The organism is Kordiimonas sp., assembly GCF_048260245.1.
Taxonomy (GTDB): domain Bacteria; phylum Pseudomonadota; class Alphaproteobacteria; order Sphingomonadales; family Kordiimonadaceae; genus Kordiimonas.
The window spans coordinates 1-16,734 of the sequence record NZ_JBLXGZ010000008.1; the positions used below are offsets into that span (position 1 = coordinate 1).

Annotated in this window: 15 protein-coding genes and 1 riboswitch; of the genes, 10 read left to right on the forward strand and 5 right to left on the reverse strand. The window is 56.8% G+C overall.

All coding sequences use genetic code 11. The features are described 5' to 3' along the window. From ACN0VM_RS06085 to ACN0VM_RS06110, 6 genes are all read left to right on the forward strand, one after another. On the forward strand, positions 1-1,071 hold a 1,071-nt coding region (locus ACN0VM_RS06085), incomplete at its 5' end, for a biotin/lipoyl-containing protein (RefSeq protein WP_417449968.1). 2 nt (positions 1,072-1,073) lie between these two features. Then, a complete protein-coding gene (locus ACN0VM_RS06090; RefSeq protein WP_417449969.1) occupies positions 1,074-1,943 on the forward strand; it encodes a 3-keto-5-aminohexanoate cleavage protein in 870 nt (289 codons plus the stop codon). A gap of 137 nt (positions 1,944-2,080) precedes the next feature. Further along, positions 2,081-3,262 carry an acyl-CoA dehydrogenase family protein gene (locus ACN0VM_RS06095; RefSeq protein WP_417449970.1) on the forward strand — a complete coding sequence of 394 codons (1,182 nt, stop codon included), beginning with the start codon at positions 2,081-2,083 and terminating at the stop codon, positions 3,260-3,262. A 22-nt stretch (positions 3,263-3,284) separates the two neighbouring features. Continuing rightward, positions 3,285-4,955 carry an AMP-binding protein gene (locus tag ACN0VM_RS06100; protein ID WP_417449971.1) on the forward strand — a complete coding sequence of 557 codons (1,671 nt, stop codon included), beginning with the start codon at positions 3,285-3,287 and terminating at the stop codon, positions 4,953-4,955. A gap of 103 nt (positions 4,956-5,058) precedes the next feature. Further along, on the forward strand, positions 5,059-5,802 hold the full coding sequence (locus ACN0VM_RS06105) for a Crp/Fnr family transcriptional regulator (protein ID WP_417449972.1): 744 nt from the start codon (positions 5,059-5,061) through the stop codon (positions 5,800-5,802). Between the two features lie 132 nt (positions 5,803-5,934). Beyond that, positions 5,935-6,477: a hypothetical protein gene (locus ACN0VM_RS06110; RefSeq protein ID WP_417449973.1), complete on the forward strand. Its 543-nt coding sequence runs from the start codon at positions 5,935-5,937 to the stop codon at positions 6,475-6,477. 12 nt (positions 6,478-6,489) lie between these two features. On the opposite strand, the gene ACN0VM_RS06115 is transcribed toward ACN0VM_RS06110, so the two are convergent. Further along, positions 6,490-6,855, reverse strand: a complete 366-nt coding sequence (locus tag ACN0VM_RS06115; protein WP_417449974.1) for a hypothetical protein — start codon at positions 6,853-6,855, stop codon at positions 6,490-6,492. 93 nt (positions 6,856-6,948) lie between these two features. Next, complete coding sequence (locus ACN0VM_RS06120) at positions 6,949-8,037, reverse strand: SMP-30/gluconolactonase/LRE family protein (RefSeq protein ID WP_417449975.1); 1,089 nt, start codon at positions 8,035-8,037, stop codon at positions 6,949-6,951. Between the two features lie 198 nt (positions 8,038-8,235). On the opposite strand from ACN0VM_RS06120, the gene ACN0VM_RS06125 reads away from it, so the two are divergent. Together ACN0VM_RS06125 and ACN0VM_RS06130 are read left to right on the forward strand one after the other, a co-directional pair. Further along, positions 8,236-9,102 carry a thioredoxin family protein gene (locus tag ACN0VM_RS06125; protein ID WP_417449976.1) on the forward strand — a complete coding sequence of 289 codons (867 nt, stop codon included), beginning with the start codon at positions 8,236-8,238 and terminating at the stop codon, positions 9,100-9,102. Between the two features lie 6 nt (positions 9,103-9,108). Then, on the forward strand, positions 9,109-9,636 hold the full coding sequence (locus tag ACN0VM_RS06130) for a fused DSP-PTPase phosphatase/NAD kinase-like protein (protein ID WP_417449977.1): 528 nt from the start codon (positions 9,109-9,111) through the stop codon (positions 9,634-9,636). Between the two features lie 61 nt (positions 9,637-9,697). On the opposite strand, the gene ACN0VM_RS06135 is transcribed toward ACN0VM_RS06130, so the two are convergent. Beyond that, positions 9,698-11,566: a TonB-dependent receptor plug domain-containing protein gene (locus ACN0VM_RS06135; RefSeq protein WP_417449978.1), complete on the reverse strand. Its 1,869-nt coding sequence runs from the start codon at positions 11,564-11,566 to the stop codon at positions 9,698-9,700. 151 nt (positions 11,567-11,717) lie between these two features. After that, a riboswitch (cobalamin riboswitch) is annotated at positions 11,718-11,923 on the reverse strand. Between the two features lie 128 nt (positions 11,924-12,051). Between ACN0VM_RS06135 and ACN0VM_RS06140 the strand changes: the two genes are divergently transcribed. Beyond that, positions 12,052-12,990 carry a hypothetical protein gene (locus tag ACN0VM_RS06140; protein ID WP_417449979.1) on the forward strand — a complete coding sequence of 313 codons (939 nt, stop codon included), beginning with the start codon at positions 12,052-12,054 and terminating at the stop codon, positions 12,988-12,990. Between the two features lie 55 nt (positions 12,991-13,045). Beyond that, positions 13,046-14,770 (forward strand): alpha/beta fold hydrolase, encoded by a 1,725-nt coding sequence (locus tag ACN0VM_RS06145; protein ID WP_417449980.1) that lies wholly within the window; start codon positions 13,046-13,048, stop codon positions 14,768-14,770. A gap of 84 nt (positions 14,771-14,854) precedes the next feature. On the opposite strand, the gene ACN0VM_RS06150 is transcribed toward ACN0VM_RS06145, so the two are convergent. Beyond that, the gene (locus tag ACN0VM_RS06150; protein ID WP_417449981.1) at positions 14,855-16,090 is read right to left on the reverse strand and encodes a methyl-accepting chemotaxis protein; all 1,236 of its coding nucleotides are present in this window, start codon (positions 16,088-16,090) and stop codon (positions 14,855-14,857) included. Beyond that, positions 16,083-16,622 carry a PAS domain-containing protein gene (locus ACN0VM_RS06155; RefSeq protein WP_417449982.1) on the reverse strand — a complete coding sequence of 180 codons (540 nt, stop codon included), beginning with the start codon at positions 16,620-16,622 and terminating at the stop codon, positions 16,083-16,085. Before ACN0VM_RS06155 ends, ACN0VM_RS06150 begins: the two co-directional genes overlap by 8 nt. Positions 16,623-16,734: the final 112 nt, after the last annotated feature.

Consider the following 16,734-nt stretch of genomic DNA (forward strand, 5'->3'; position numbering starts at 1 on the left):
ATCGACCTTGTGGCAGAACAGATCCGTGTGGCACGCGGTGAAAAACTGCCGTATAATCAAGAAGATATCCGCGCAAGTGGCCATGCAGTCGAGGTGCGCCTGTATGCCGAGGACGCCACAAAAGGCTTCCTACCACAAACAGGCACCCTGCATAAAATGCGCACAAAAAGTGTGCAGGAAGTGCGCAATGATTTTGGCGTGGCTGAAGGCGATACAGTCAGCCCGTTTTACGACCCCATGTTGGCAAAGATCATCGCGCACGGCAGCACCCGACGCGCAGCGGTCGAGGCCCTGGCGGCAGAGCTGAAAGCCATGCGTATCGCGGGCCTTGTAACCAACAAGGCCTATTTGTCAGACATTCTGGCGAGCGAGCATTTCACCCACGCGCTGACCCGCACCCACACGCTGGACGCGGCAGAAATAGCGCCCGGCATGTGTGCAAGGGATTTGAGCATGTGTGCAGGTGCGATTTTGGTGGCGACGGCGTGCGCGAAATTCCCGCTGGCTGAGCTCGCAGGTTGGCGCACGGGCCATGATGCCTATCAGCGCATCACCCTTGAAGTTGAAGGCGAGGCCTTCCCGCTGGAGATTCGTACCAACCGGGACCGCACGGCATGGCAGGTGAGCGTAAAACATGAAGATACCGAACAATCGTTCAGTATCGAGGACGATATCTGCCGAGTGGGCGGCAAACGGTACCGGTTTGTCGTGGCAAAAGATGGCGACACCCATTTCATCGACCTTGGTCCCATGCACATCACCGCCACCAACATCACCCACCGCGCGGCGGAAGGCACCGCCAAGGGCGGCAGCGGCATACTGACCGCACCGATGGACGGTCAGGTTGTCGCCGTTGCCGCAGCAGAAGGCGCGGTGGTTGAGGCCGGAGAGCTGATCTGCGTCGTTGAGGCGATGAAAATGGAACATCACATCCGCGCCGATATCGCAGGCACCGTGACAAGCGTAAACGTGAAGGTTGCTGATCAGGTCAAGGCCCGTGCCGCCATCGCCACAATCACCGCAGCAGAGAAAACAGAGACAACAGCATCAGACACACCGGAGAAGGAATAACCATGGCCGATAAAATAACCCTCACCTGCGCGCTGACCGGTGTGCTGACAGACCCCACGGTGCATAACGTGCCCGTCACGCCCGAGCAGATGGCGCAGGAAGCCAAGGCGGCCTATGATCAGGGTGCGACGATCATGCATTGCCACTACCGGCAGCAGACCAGTGGCAAAGGCCACCTGCCAAGCTGGGACGGTGCGCTGGCAAAAGAGATTAACGACGCAATCAGGGACGCCTGCCCCGACGTGGTGATCAACATGACCACCGGTGTGGTCGGGCGCGAACAAGGCGAGGTGCTGGACTATCTGGCATACAACAAGCCCGAGATGGCGGCACTGAACGCAGGCAGCCTCAATTACCTGAAAACCCGCAAGGATGGCAGCTGGGCGTGGCCGCCCATGACTTTCCTCAACCCGGTTGAGAAAGTGGCCGAAATGCTGGCGGTGATGAAAGAGCATAATATCGTGCCGGAATTTGAATGTTTTGATGTCGGCATCGTGCGCAGCGTTGGCCTGTATATGGAAAACGGCATGATGGACCACGCGGATTATAACTTCGTTATGGGCGTAGCATCCGGCATGCCGTGTGACGCCGACCTCTTGCCGCTGCTGGTTAAATACAAAAAGCCGGAGAGCCCATGGCAGGCCACCCTGATTGGCCGCGCCGACGTGTGGCCGGTGCATGAACGGGTGGCGGAGCTGGGCGGCAACCTGCGCACCGGGCTTGAGGATTGTTTTTACCTGCCAAATGGCGACAGGGCACGGTCAAACGGCGAAATGATCGAAGCGCTGGCAGCGTGCGCACGCAAGGCGGGCCGCGAGATCACAAGCCCGGCGGAAACCCGCGCGATTATCAAAGCGCAGGCTTGGCGGTAGGGCCTCACCTTTGTGCGCCACACTTCTGTGTGAACCACCCTGGGGAGGGCCTGGACGCACTGCAGACATAGCTTCGCCGGTCAAGCCGTCGAATGACGATATGGGAAGTTGATAAAGATAGAGGGAAGAACAAGACCATGCAGCCCAATCTGGCACAGTTCGGATTCACAGAAGACCATCAGGCGCTTTATGACAGCGCGTGGCGCTACGGCGAAAAGGAAATGCATCCCTTGCTCGCCCGCATGGACGACGACGACTGGTTCCCGGACGCAGAATACCGCGCGATGGCAGATGCCGGCATGCTGGGCACCACCGTACCGGAGGAGTTTGGTGGCGCGGGGCTGGATTTTATCTCGCAGGCTTTGGTAGCGGAGGCCTTTTCCTACTGGAACCACTGCCTCGCTGCCAGTTGGGGCTCAAGCGAGAACCTGTGCGTCAACAATATTGTGCGCAACGCGAATGAGGTGCAAAAAGCCAAATATCTGCCGCGTTTTGTAAAAGGCGACGCCATTGGCGCGCTGGGGCTTACGGAACCGGGCGCGGGGTCGGATGCACTGGGATCAATGGCCACAACGGCCACGCGGGACGGCAACGACTATGTGCTGAATGGCCGCAAGATGTTCATCACCAACGGCCCGGTCGCCGATGTGTTGTTGATCTACGCCAAAACCAACCCGGCAGCGGGGCCGCACGGCATCTCCGCCTTTATTGTGGAAAAAGATTTCCCCGGTTTTTCTGTCGCGCAGAAGCTGGACAAGATGGGCTGGCGCGGCAGCCCAACGGGCGAACTGGTGTTTGATGACTGCCGGGTACCTGCGGAAAACCTTGTCGGCAATGAGAACGGCGGCGTTGCAGTTGTCATGAGCGGGCTGAATATTGAGCGCGTGCTTTTGTGTGCATCCACCATTGGTGTGGCGCAGCGCGCCCTGGACCTGTCGCTTGCCTACGCCAAGGAGCGCATACAGTTTGGCAAACCCATCGGTAACTTCCAACTGGTGCAGGGCATGCTGGCAGACATGTATACGGATGTGGAGACCATGCGCGCCACCAGCTACCAACTGCTGAGGGAAGTAAACGACCTTGAGAAGGGCGGCGGCGGCCGCGGCGTAGTGCATATGCGCACGGCAATGAATGCGTTGCACACCGGCCGCGCGCTGATGCGCGTGCTGGACAATGCGGTGCAGATCCACGGCGGCATGGGCTTCATGCGCGAGACCGAGGTGAACCGCCTGTACCGCTCAGGCAAGGTGATTGAGATTGGCGCGGGCACCAATCAAGTGCGGCAGTCGATCATCGCCAAGGAACTGTTAAAGGCCTGAATAAACGTTGGGGGACGGGAAGATGGTAGAACAAACAGCGCCGGGACATGTTCTGGATAACGTCAACCACTGGGCAACTGCTCAGGGAGACACGCCGTGGCTGGTGGATCTGCACGGCGGTGAGCCAACCACCTATACATGGGCCATGGGCAGGGCGATCACCGACCGGGCCGCCGCGGCAATCAACAGGCATTTTGGTGGCGAGCGAAAAAAGGCAGCGATCCTGTCGAAGAACCGAGCGCACTGGATCATGGCAGACATTGCCATCCTGCGTGCGGGCTGCGTTACCGTGCCAGTGTTTACCACCATGCGCCCTGATACCTTCCACTATGTGCTGGATTTTGCCGATGTTGAGCTGTTGTTTTTGGGCGAAAGCGCCAATTGGGCGGAAGTGAAGGACCACCTGCCGGGTGGCATCACCGTGGTGACCCTGCCCGGCATCCCCGAAACACTGGGCGATATCACATGGGACGCCTTCCTCGCGTCGGCTACCGAACTGCCCACACCACCGATGCCGGACGCTGACGAGGTAGCCACCATCATCTTCACCTCCGGCACCACGGGCAAGCCCAAGGGGGTCATGCATTCACTGAACAGCCTGACCCGCGCGACGGACGGCCTTGTGGAAGAAACCGATTCGGTGCCCGGTTGGCGCTTTTTCTCATACCTGCCGTTGGCACATCTGGCTGAACGGTTGGTGATCGAGCTGCATGCCATTCGTGTGGGCGGGGTCATCCACTTCAATGAAAACCTTGAAACATTTGCCGCAGATGTGCGCCATGCCAGGCCCGATTATTTTTTCGGGGTGCCGCGTATATGGGAAAAGCTGGTGCAAAGCGTGCTGGCAGCCACTGGCGGAGACGCGGGCGCGCTGAAGGCCGCGCTGACCGGCCCCAACGCAGCGGTGGTTGCCGCTGGCATCCGCGAAAAGCTTGGTCTCGCCAGCGTGCAATCCATGCTGTCCACCACCGCGCCGGTACCGCCTGCAACCAAGGAATGGTTTGATCTCTTTGGCCTCAGCTTGCTGGACGGTTACGGCCAGACGGAGATTTTGCCCATCACCACCACGTCGGGGCATGAGCCACGGCATGGGTCTGTCGGCAAGCCGATCAAGGGTGTGGAACTGCGCGTCACGGATGAGGGCGAACTGTTGGTGCGCGCGCGCGGCATCAGCCTGGGGTATTATAATGCGCCCGACAAAAACGCCGAGACCTTCAGAGATGGCTGGGTACACACCGGCGACCGCGCCTTTATCGATGAAGACGGCTATGTGCATCTGCGCGGCCGGGTGAAGGAAACCTTCAAGACCGCCAAGGGCAAATATGTCGCGCCCGGACCGATTGAGACGCAGATACAACAATCTGAACTGGTGGAACAGGCCTGTATCATCGGCCACGGCCTGCCTCAGCCCGTGACCATGCTGGTGGCGTCAGAAGTGGCGCAAACGCTGGAACCAGACAAGCTTGAAGCCGCGCTATACAGCTTGATCGCCGAGATCAACGCGGGCCTGGAGCGCCACGCACAAATTGGCGGCATTATTGTCGCAAGCGAGCCGTGGACCATTGAAAACGCCGTTTTGACCCATACCATGAAGGTGCGCCGGGAGCGGGTGCTTGACCGCTATGGCGCCATGATTGACGATGTCGCCAGCCGTATATCAGGTGGCAGTATCGAGCTTATCTACGAAAATTAACGGTTCTCGTTGCGCTATTAACCTTTCTTGCGGTATTTTGTACTAACTGTTGCACAGGCATTCGCCAACTGGCGATACTCCCTGAACTCAGAAAGTTTGGCACATGGCACATGACACCGTTCAGAATTCGATGCGTATCAACACGAAAGACATTCTCGTGCGCCAAAGCCTGTTCGCCAAAGCGAGCGAAAGCCTGCTGGAGAACTTCGTACAGGCCGCGACGGTGAAAACGCTCAGGAAAGGGGAAGCGCTTTTCCTGCAGGGTGAAGATGCGGATGCCTTTTATATCGTGCTTTCCGGCTGGATTAAGCTGTTCCGCGAGACGCTGGATGGCCACGAGGCGGTCATTGATATGCTCACAAACGGCCATATCTTCGGCGAATCCGCGACCCTGGAAGACGGTATCTACTCCTTCGGGGCAGAAGCCATTGAGGATGTGCGGGTCTTGAGGCTGCCAAGCGCTATCTTGAAAAAAGCCATCACAGACGATAACGGCATGGCGCTGGCCATGTTGACCTCGCTGTCGCGTCACCGCAAACAACAGACCCGCGAGATTGAAAGCCTGACTCTGCAAAACGCATCGCAGCGCATCGGTTGTTTCCTGCTGCGTCTGTGTCACCGGGATGACCCCGGCCCTATTGAACTGAAGCTGCCTTATGACAAGTCTCTGATCGCAGCACGTCTTGGCATGAAATCCGAGACATTCTCGCGCGCACTGAATAAACTGCGCGACGAAACCGGCATTTCGGTCAAGGGGGCCACCGTCGTGATCCCGACGCTTCAAACCATGTCGCGCTTTTCATGCAGTGCCTGCTCAAACGAATTTCCCTGCGACGATATGCACTGACACACGCCCCACCTTTACCTGCTGTTAACCCGCCATCCGCTATATCTTCCGGTGAGTTTGGGATGCGTCGTCGAGTATGAGGTTTAAGGTCACTTTTTGGGGAAAGTGCGTCAATGACAGGTGAACCCGGCCATGCAGCTCTCCCCCCAACTGGAGCGCATTTCTGCGCATCAGGAACACCAGCTTAAAATATGGTTACAGCATTGCCCCATAGTCAGCGAACAGGTACCTGATTATCAAACAATCCTTGCGCATTGTGGTGATGAGGCGCGGCGCACCATCGTTGTGCATGATGTTATCTCCCCTCAGCGTGATTTTCGGTTCCGCCATATGGGCGATGCTGTCCTTGAAAACACGCGGGAGAATTATACCGGAAAGCGGCTTTCCGAACTGCCCGGCAAGGGAGAAGGCAGTAAAATCTGGCAATTCCTTGCTGATGTGGCAGATGCACGAATGCCCAACATCGATATCATGCCATATGTCGGGCCTTCAGGAGACATCTCGCACGTGACACTTCTGGCCCTACCCGTGGCCGATGACGGAGTGACAGTTGATGCCATTATTCTGGTAGTTGATTTTGTGAAATGGCCCTTCCTTATGGAAGAAGCGGCGCTGGCAGCTAAAAGCAAGTCACTGCGGCTTTATTTGAAACTTTTATACGACAAACATATATAGGCCCAGTACAGCCTAGCTGGAGGTCTTCCCGCCCATCAGCCAGCGCCAGTCTATCAGCGACGGGTCGGCGATATATTTGTCCGGATTGGCAAGCACATCCTCGATATATTTTTTGCTCAACCGGGATACCGGCGGGGCTTCACCCCCGCCTTCCGCAGCCTCGATATGGTGGCCTTCAAGCTTGACGACACAGTGGGCTCTTGGCTCCTCATCCACCACGGCAAGCGCAACCGGCCGTCCCTCCAACGCAGCCTCCCCCGCCGCCCATATGCGGTTGTAGGGAAAGCGGTCCTGATTGGCGTCCAGCACTCTGTTACAGATATCAAGATACCGTTCAAGCTGGACCTGATCGTCTGATATTTTTCGGCTTTTGGTCAACGAATCCCTCCACGTTTCAAGCATTAAAACGCAGCGCAGCGGGACTGTAGTTGATTTCTGTCAAATCCCTGGCAAATCCTTAGCAAGCGGCGATTAAGGCGCGGCTTTCTCGCAATCAAGGAAAAAGGGCTCAAAAACGGCACCCAGCAGGAAACGGTTTCCAATGGGTGCCGCAACACTGGAACCCGACAAGGGATCGCCATCATTGAGGTAAATTTCCTCGCTTTCAAAACCGGTACCATCAAAGCGCACCCTGATCACCTGTGAGGGTGACCGGTTGGCAGCATCCCTCGCATGCGCGGGAAATGCCAATGCAACAGGGTGTGCACCGATCCAGAAGCTGCCATCCTCCGCCCATTCTATATTATCGGACGCTGTACCAAGGTTGGCTTCAGCGATGCGCTCAAGAGAGCCATCTTCCCCGCGGCGGCGGTAGGCAAGAACACGGTTTCCCGTCGTCTCCGCCACCATCAGATAGCGACCGTCAGGGCTTACTGAAATGCCGTTCGGGTATGTCAGATCCCCTTCAACCCGCCATATGCCGGACGCGTCGCCGCGGGCAATACCACCCCGGGCAAGCCTGCCGAATGTCTCAAGCGTGCGGCCGAAGCTGGTGGAACTGCCACGGTCCACTGAGGCGTAAAAGGTGTCAGGACCGTCAGGTGTGACATCGTTCAGGCTATAGTCGCCATCGGGTTTGACCGTGCGGACATGGCGAAGTCCGTCTTCCAGCACATCGAACACTTCGACCTGCGACCGGCTGCTATCCATGCGGGAGCCAGCTTCGTCACTATTGGGATGATTCACCACGAACAGCCTGTCATGCCCCGCCGGGTTTTTCCACAAACCAATGCCATGCGGGTGGAATGAGCCGCTGTAGTCGTTTGGAAACTCAAGTGGTTGCGCCATGCTGCCAGCCCGGTAACGGTAAATGTGCCCTTCAGCTTCACCGGTCCGCATCCATCTGCGCCTGTCATGGCTTGACAGATAGGCCAGCCCTGTATCTCTGTCGACCGTGATATCCTCGACGCCGGTGGCGCCCATGACTTTTTCACATCTACCGTCAAAATGCGGGACAATTTCCCGGAATGCGCCGCCATCATAAAGCGTATCAAGCAAAACACCCGCCGCAGCGACCACAACAAGCCCCGTTCCCAGCATGATTTTATACTGTATTTTCATGATTTTCCCTCCCGACTCCGGCCAACTTTATTGCGTTGATGCCCTGTCGTCCAGCACGGCGCCACCATCACACCCTTTATAGGCGTATTTTTTCCACTTCTAAGGCATTGAATATGCTGATAGAACCCGGCGAGGCCATTTTTTCTGGCATAGTGCGCGATTCTGCTGCTAAAACGCGCCCGCCAAAGGGGGGTGCCTATGAGAGAGCGTCAAAATCCATCATTGATGGTGGGACTATGGGTGGTTTTCGGTGGGGCGATTGCAGTACTTGTCACCACACCACCTGTACCCGGTAATATACTGGGTGATGTCATGTCGGCGTTATCCGCGCACCTCCAGATGCCACTAAGCGCCGATGAGACCGATGCAGGGCCGTTTGCTCCCAGCGCAGATGCCATGGCAGATGTTGATGAAACCCTTGCTGCCGCGAAAGCCGAGGGCAAACTGGCGTTGATCGTTCTCGGGGCGAACTGGTGCCATGATAGTCGCGGCCTGATAGATCATTTCGACACGCCTGAGATGCAAAAGATCCTGCAGGAAAAATACAAGGTTCGGCTGGTAGATGTCGGTTTTCTTGAACGCGGCAGTGACATCACCCGCAGGTTCGGCCAACCAGTTTATTATGGTACACCCACGGTTTTTGTTATCGACCCCGCCACCGGCGCAGTGGTGAACCGCAAGGGCATGTACCAGTGGCGCGCTGCCGCCAGCATTCCGCTGTCTGAGACAGTCGCCTATTTCAGCCAACTGACACCAGGAAGCGCGGCGCAACCGGCGCCCCCAAAAGCAAACCTGCAAGCGGCGCTAGACGCAATTGCGGCATTTGAGAAACAACAGGCCAAACGTATAGAACACGCCTATACTATCCTTGGGCCACTGGTGGCGCTACCGCGGGAGGAGCGCCCCGACGGGTTTTATGATATGTGGGAACAGGTAAGAGTCTTGCGCTATAAGTTAACGGATGATCTCACGACCCTGCGCGCAATTGCACGCCGCAGCGCCGCCTATTCTGATACGGAAATCGAGCTGAAGCTTCCAACTTACCCCCCCTTTGACTGGGAGTAAAACGCTATGCACCGTTTGACCATGATCATACTATTCGCCTTGCTTATTGCGGGGGGCACCCGACAATCATGGGCGGATACACCGCCCTCAGGACTGGATATACCGAACCTCAGCCAACTGGCCCCCGGCATCCTCACCGGCGGTGAACCAACGCGCGCGGATCTGGAAAACCTCAAAAAAGCGGGCTATACGACGATCATCAACCTGCAGGGGCTGGATGAAGGCAGCATAAATGAACCCGCCGTGGCTGATGAACTGGGCCTCACCTATATTACGTTACCCACCACCCGCGCAGACCTCACGCTTGAGAACGCCCTGCGCCTTGACGCGGCGCTCAAGCTGGCAAGCACACCGGTTTTTGTCCACTGTGCCAGCGGTAACCGCGCCGGAGCGATGCTGGCTTTGCGCGGATATTTCGCGCAGAAGATGTCACCCGCCGCAGCGATTGCGCACGGCAAAAAGGCGGGCATGACCAGCCTTTTGTCTGACGTCAGCGCCATCATTGACGACGCAGAGAAGGCCAAGACCCAATAAAGGCCGGGTGGCGCAATTTCATTATGGCACCACCCGGCGTGTTATGTCACCGCACCGTGCGTTAGAAGCGGGTGCGCACACCCGCATAAGCAGACAGGCCCGGTGTGCCGTAGCCGTTCACTTGCTGATAGTCGGCATCCAGCAGGTTGTCGATACGGCCATAAAGCTCCACCACGTCATTCAACTTGTAAGCCGCACGCAGGTCGACACGGGTCCAGTCATCCACAAACGTAGTGCCGCTGTCCAGTTCCTGCCCATTATGGGTGACAGAGATCGCACCGGAAAGTCTCTCCGTTGGGGCCCAGTTGACTGCTACATAAGCCTGATGCTTCGGCCGACGTGCCAGAAGCGTGTCGGTGTCACGGTCCTTGGCGTCTGTGTAGGTATAGTTGGCATTAAAGCCGAGTGTGTCGCTCAGGTCTGCAGCGAACGAGAGCTCCACACCTTTTGCCCGCGCGCGGGAGACGTTCTGGTACCCGCCGCTGTAAGTGAAGATGATCAGGTCTTGCGTCTTGCGGTCAAAATAGGTGGCACCAAGGGTGATGCGGTCGTCGGCAAAGCTTTGCGTCACGCCTGCTTCCCATGCTTCCGTTTGTTCCGGCTTCAGGTCAGGGTTGGGCTCAAAACCACAGCAGAAATATGTCAGCTGGAAGATGGTTGGTGCTTTGAAACCCTCACCCCATGCCGCGTGAATACGGGTGCCGGTTTCTACCAGCAAGTAAGACGCCGCCGCCTCAAAGCTGGTATTGCTGCCAAATGTTTCATGGTCATCGGCGCGTACACCGCCCGACAGCGTCAGCCCCTTGAAACCGGTGTATGACAACGCCCCAAACACACTGTCGGTGCTGATGGCCTCCGGGTCCTGGCTGGCGGCCTTCACTTCCTCATGCTGCAAGCCGCCGGTAAAGGTCATGTCTTCCGAAAGCGCGAGCGCACCGAGATAATCAAGATTAAGGCGTTCACCTTCCGCAGCGTAGCTTTCCACCCCGGCAGTATAGTTGGTGCGCTCGATCTCGGAATATTCCACCGAAAGCGTGTTTTTCAGCACACCGTCCCACAGGTTGATATAGGCGCGTGCCGCACCGGCAAATTCCTGCGAGTTTGATAGCTCATCGGTATCGCCCAGCGCGTAGGAGCCGTCACCCTGCAAGGCAAAACCGTCAATTTCCTTGTCGCTGTCGATATAATTGGCGTTGAGTTCAAGCCGCACAGCTTCGGTTAGCTTCACGCCCATGCGCCCGCGCAAACTGAGGCTTTCAAAGCCATCGGCTTCGCTGTTGCCGTCAGCGCTTTCCGCAGCTGAAATACCGTCTGTATCAGCATAACTACCCGCAACGTTGAACGTGATGCGCTCTGTCCCGCCGGATAGGTTGGCACCGGTACGCAGGCTGGAATAGGAGCCATATTCACCAAAAGCACTGCCGGCCAGCCCGTCCTGTCCGGGTTTGGTGATGATGTTGATCACGCCCGCCATGGCGTCAGAACCGTAAAGCACAGCCTGCGGGCCACGCAGGACCTCAATGCGCTCAACGCCGTTCGGGTCCAGCCCGGCGAAATTATAACCGCCGCCGGTGGCCGATGGGTCGTTAACCTGTACACCGTCGATCAGCACAACCGTCTGGTCGGAACTGGCACCACGGATGCTGACGGTGGCGACACCGCCAAAGCTGCCATTCTGGTTAATGGTCACGCCCGGCACGGTTTGCAGCGCGTCCAGCACGAAGCTGTATTGCTGCGCCTCAAGGGCCTGCTCACCAATAACGCTGATGCTTTTGCCTGTCTCGCTGGCGGGTTGCACACGGCGCGAGGCTGTAATCACCAGCTCTTCCACGTCGCCCGAAGCGGCGTCATCGGCAAAGGACGGCAGGCTCGGCACAATGGCCAGCGCGGTGGAGGCAACAAGGGTGGATTTCAAAGATATTTTTAACACGGTAAAACTCCGGCATTAGGGCCAAGACGGCCTGAAAACTGCGCTGGAGTTTGCCCTTAAGTCCCTTGACATATAGTCCCGGACAAGCCCCGCACACAGCAACGAACTTGTCGCCTGTACGGAGGTCCGCTCTCACCGGTTAACCCGACCGCGAGATGGGCGACACGACGGCAGGTCTCCTGGCTTGTGGGTCATCGCTCCCTTCCTCTCCTTCCCGGCCCATATGGGGCCAGTGGATCATGAGGCAGTCGCTCACCACATACAGTTGCGGGTACAGCCGCGGATTTGCCCAAAGACGAACCGCGTTCCCTCTTAGTCTTCGGCATGGCCGAAGAAACCGTCTGCGCTGCTGATAATAGAAAGCCTCCGTCTTGGCAAGGCCCGACTGTTACCCCGTGTCTTTAGCCCATTTGGGTCATGCTGTATGATGGCCGCCCCATTACCGTCTCTGCCAAGCAGGGGTCACAACTATATGGGGATTACCAATGACCAAAAATTTCATCCGTACCGGAGCCGCAATCATGGTGTTCGCCGTGGGCACCGCCTACGCGTCAGACGCTGCCAACGCCAAGTCGTTCAAGGCAAAGTATTACAAGGAATGTTATGAAGGCGTGAAGGACGTGGCACCGCTCGTCACACCCAAAACGAGCCTCAAGGAAAAAACCAGCAAGCTTGGCGGTTTGTTTGGCTCAGTCAGCAGCCTCGCCGGGCTTGGCGGCGCTGGTGGCAGCGTTGTCAAGGCTGCGGGCGCAGTCAATAAAATCAACAAATATAGCGGTATCATTGACAATGTGGCCGGGTTTAGCGCGCAGATGCAAACAGACCACCCCGACCCCAACGACAGATTTGCAGCTTACGGCACCCAGATGAGCCAGGAAGCGCAGGACCTCTCAAAGGTCACTAACGCCGTCGAGACATCACAGCAATGCTACAACAACCAGCTAACCTCTCTGAAAGCGGAGGTGGAAACCGGCGCGCTCAAAAAGCGGAAAGCCGGGAAACGTGTGAAGGAAATTCAGGCGGGCGTGAGAGCTTCGGGCGATGTATTGCTTCTGGCCATAAATCGGCTGAATAACAATCTATCGTCCTATGATCAGGCCCTTGCGGGTGAACAGACCTATATGCTGGACGGGGTCCATGCCATGGCTGGACAAGGATTGCTTCAGACGGCTTCATTGGGGGGAGGCTCGTCCAAAGCGGCCTTCATCGGCGCATCACACCTGAACACCTTGTCGGGGCTGGCAAGTTTTGCGTCAACCAGTCCCAAGGGCACATCTGCTCCGGCCACTGATGGTGCCGATTTTTCCGGCCTTGAAAGTCTTGCATCCAGCAGCCAGAAATACCTTGAGCTGAACGAACAAGTTCTGGAAACTGCCGAGAGGCAACGCCTTCTTGAGTTAGAGGTGAACAAGGGGCTCGACTGAGCCTCTTCGTTCCGCACAACTGAAGGCAAATGGGTGAAAATGATCGGGCAACGTCATGCAGGCAGATAAGCCATCTGAAAATACGCGCTATAATGACGCCAGCATCGTCATGGCCTTCTACAATTTTGCGTCAGAACCGGAAAACTGGGATCAGGTGCTTGATGTCATCGGCAAAGCCGATGAGGAAGCACTTGATATCCTGCAGGGCCATCTGGACCAGGCGGCAGAGCTTAGCCAGAAGATATTCAACGGCTTTCAGGACAATGAGCTTCACGACACGGATTATGGCATCCTTGAAATTGACCGGCACAATATCATCTGCGCGTCCAACCGTACGGCGCGTACCCTTTTGTATACTTTGCTGAAATCCACCCTGAATGAAGAGGATCTGGTGTTTGTCGACGACGACCACCAGCAGACTCTGCTGGATGCGAGAAGCAGGCTGGACAAAAGCAACGCCAAATCCACCCTCATGCGCCTTCACCTGAGAGGGGACAAAACAACTTTGCTTGCTGTCCTGATGAGCAACCCATCCACGGACGATGAGGAAGCAGGCAGTACCAACAGGAAACGGCGATACCGCATCGTATTCTCTCCCGTTTCCATTGCGACAGACAACAGCGAAATACTGCGCGGTGAGTTGGGCCTCACCCACTCGGAAGCGCGGCTGGCGCTTCACCTTGGTACCGGGGCAACGGTGTCCGACGCAGCGTCTGAACTGAATATCAGTGTGCACACGGCGCGCAATCAGCTTAAGGCAATCTACGCCAAGACCGGCCTGAACCGGCAATCAGAGTTGATCAAGCTATTGATTGAACTTGGACTTTTGAGCCGCATATTGATTGACCAACGCCATACATGGCAGGGGCCGGACGGAAAACGCGACGCGCTGGCGACTGTGTCACGAAAGTATTTTCGTCTGCCTGATGGCCGTAAGCTTGCCTATCGGCTTTACGGCAAACCGGACGGGCACCCACTGCTCACGTTCCACTCCGGCCTGGCCTCGCTCGTTCCCCTCGTGTCCCAGTCCAGCAAGGCCGCAGAGGCTGGCCTTGCCGTATATGTACTGGAGCGACCCGGCTTCGGCATGTCGGACCCACACCGCGATTATAGCTTTGCCTCTGTCGCGCAGGATGTGCATGATTTTGTGCAAGGCAAGGGTTTCGCCAGCGTCTCCATCCTTGCGGAAGCCTCCGGCACTGCCTTTGGCCTGCAGGCCGCCTTGCACCTGAAGGGTAAAGTGTGTTCTGTCACCGTTGCCGCGGGCGTCCCCGCGATGCCACAGGCCCCGCAGGAGCGCAACGCCAATTTCTTCCAGTTTTTTTATCACCGCATTAACAAGAACCCGTGGGTTCTGAAGGGATTCTGGCGGATATTCAGGAACGGGTTCAATTACAAAATGGGCCGCAGCCTGATTACGGAATTTTACCCCCCAGGGTCGGCAGATCGGCTTTTTACCGAAATCCCGCTGGTGGAGGAACAGTTTATACAGAACACACGTGAGACTTTGGTGCGCACCAGTGAGGGGGTCAGCACGGAGATGATTTTCCGGGCAGGCAAGCCGCCCATTGATATAAGCGGGCTTCCCTGTCCGATTATTGTTTGGCACGGCGGAGAAGACATACATATAACGCCCGACGATATCACCACCTATGCACAAACAGCGCCTGAGGCGCACATCCGGGTCCGCGAGGACATCGGGCATACCGTGATGTTCAAATACTGGAATGACATCATGACCGACATCAGCGGTTTTATCGGTCGCTCACAAACTCAATGATCCATATTTGGCCCTGACGCCCTACCAGCGCAGGCAGGGGCGTTTAGCCCCTTTTCCACCGTGCAGGAGCGGTGGCTCAAGGCGTCAGTGCCGCAACTCCTGAAGGAATGAAGCCGCTTGTGCCTTAAGGGACTGCGCCAACTTGCCCAGTTCGATCGCAGCATGTCCAAGTTCCTCGGCACTGTCCATTGTCTGCGTCGCTGCGGTGTTCACCTTGCCAATGTTGACAGACACATCCTGTGTCCCGGCCGACGCTTCCTGAATATTCCGGCTGATCTCATTTGTCGCGGCAGATTGCTCCTCGGTGGCGGAGGCAATCGCGGTCGCAATCTCATTGAGGGATAAGATGGTCCCGGCGATGCCACTCACCGCTTTTACGGTAGAGCCGGTATTATCCTGTATAGCCTGCACCTGCATGCCGATCTCTTCCGTGGCTGTGGCCGTTTGTTTTGCCAAAGACTTCACTTCGCTTGCCACCACGGCAAAACCCTTGCCGGCCTCACCCGCACGGGCGGCCTCAATCGTGGCATTCAGGGCCAGAAGGTTTGTCTGCTCTGCGATATCGCTGATCAGATTAATCACCTGCCCGATCGTGTCAGACGCCGCCTGCAATGTATCAATTGTACCTGAGGCGCCCCTTGCCTGATCGGATGCCGCACCTGTTTTCTCGGAAGAAGACTGCACCTGCCGGGCGATCTCTTCCACCGACGCGGTCAACTCTTCCGCGGCCGAGGCAACGGTCTGCACATTGGTACTGGCTTCCTCAGCCGAGGCAGCAACGCTTGCGGCAAGGACCTGATTATCCCGCGCGACCTGTTTCAGGGTTGCCGCCACATGGTCAACCTTGTCGACGGCTTCAAGAAGGCCTGAGATCAACCCACCGACACTGCTTTCAAACGTGGCTGTGATACGCCCGAGATTTTCTTCCTCCCGCGCTTTGGCCTTTTGCATGCCGTCAATGGTTTTGTTGATCGTGGTGGCCCCCGCGCCAAAACTACCCATCATACCGGTACGAAGGAACTGCCGATAAAACTTCTCATCGGACGCCGCTTCAAGCGACCCGGTAGATTCCCTGACAAAGGCGTCAGCAAGGTCAAGCACACGGTTCAGGTTGGACATACCCGAAGAGAGGGCACCATAGTTGTCCCAGTCCTCGACCCGAACTTCAAGGTCCCCCGATTTTGCGGCATTCAGCACAGCCTGCATCTTCTCGAACGCGTTATCATACAGCGCCAGTTTCTGGTTTTTTGCCGTCAGTTCCTGCTCGAGAGCCGTTATGCGGTCGCGCAGGTCTGCTTTCCCACCAAAATTATTAAACACGGCTCTCTCCTACGCCCCAGATGAATTCATCATAGCTTTTGCCGACAGCCTCAAGCTTGGCGGTCAACAGCGCATTGCTCGCCTCCAGCCCGGCCCGCCGATCAGAATGTTTCGCTTCCTCGGCTTTCAGCTCACGGTATAAGGGAATGATCTCCGCCACGCTTTGTTTGGAGGCAGCCCGACGATTGGAGTGGTAGCCGATGATCTTGCCGTCCTTGTCCAGCGACGGCGTGACATGGGCCACAACCCAATAATATTTACCGGTCGCCGACATATTCTTGATCAGTGCAAATATTTCCCGCCCGGCACCGATGCTGTCCCATAAAAGCTTGAAGATGGCGCGCGGCATATCCGGATGCCGAATAATACTGTGGGGCATACCAATGACATCGGTCGTCCCCATTTCCGCCAGCCGGCAAAAAACGTCATTTGCGTACAGTATTTTACCAGTGCTGTCCGTTTTGGAGACAATAATCTCGTCGGGACTGAAGGTCAGTTCCTGATCAACAGGAATCACTTTTTGCTTCGCCATATGGGTACCACCTGATCAAGCCCTCTGACAGGATACCGCCTGATATACCGTCTTCGCGGGCCATTTATATGATAGACCTTCCTTAGGCCATCAGCGTTAATAATAAGTTTAT

Bases quoted from the DNA above. Each gene is read 5' to 3' on its own strand.
- ACN0VM_RS06090 (WP_417449969.1), top strand. From the start codon at position 1,074: ATGGCCGATAAAATAACCCTCACCTGCGCGCTGACCGGTGTGCTGACA.
- ACN0VM_RS06095 (WP_417449970.1), top strand. From the start codon at position 2,081: ATGCAGCCCAATCTGGCACAGTTCGGATTCACAGAAGACCATCAGGCG.
- ACN0VM_RS06100 (WP_417449971.1), top strand. From the start codon at position 3,285: ATGGTAGAACAAACAGCGCCGGGACATGTTCTGGATAACGTCAACCAC.
- ACN0VM_RS06105 (WP_417449972.1), top strand. From the start codon at position 5,059: ATGGCACATGACACCGTTCAGAATTCGATGCGTATCAACACGAAAGAC.
- ACN0VM_RS06110 (WP_417449973.1), top strand. From the start codon at position 5,935: ATGCAGCTCTCCCCCCAACTGGAGCGCATTTCTGCGCATCAGGAACAC.
- ACN0VM_RS06120 (WP_417449975.1), bottom strand. From the start codon at position 8,037: ATGAAAATACAGTATAAAATCATGCTGGGAACGGGGCTTGTTGTGGTC.
- ACN0VM_RS06125 (WP_417449976.1), top strand. From the start codon at position 8,236: ATGAGAGAGCGTCAAAATCCATCATTGATGGTGGGACTATGGGTGGTT.
- ACN0VM_RS06130 (WP_417449977.1), top strand. From the start codon at position 9,109: ATGCACCGTTTGACCATGATCATACTATTCGCCTTGCTTATTGCGGGG.
- ACN0VM_RS06140 (WP_417449979.1), top strand. From the start codon at position 12,052: ATGACCAAAAATTTCATCCGTACCGGAGCCGCAATCATGGTGTTCGCC.
- ACN0VM_RS06145 (WP_417449980.1), top strand. From the start codon at position 13,046: ATGCAGGCAGATAAGCCATCTGAAAATACGCGCTATAATGACGCCAGC.
- ACN0VM_RS06155 (WP_417449982.1), bottom strand. From the start codon at position 16,622: ATGGCGAAGCAAAAAGTGATTCCTGTTGATCAGGAACTGACCTTCAGT.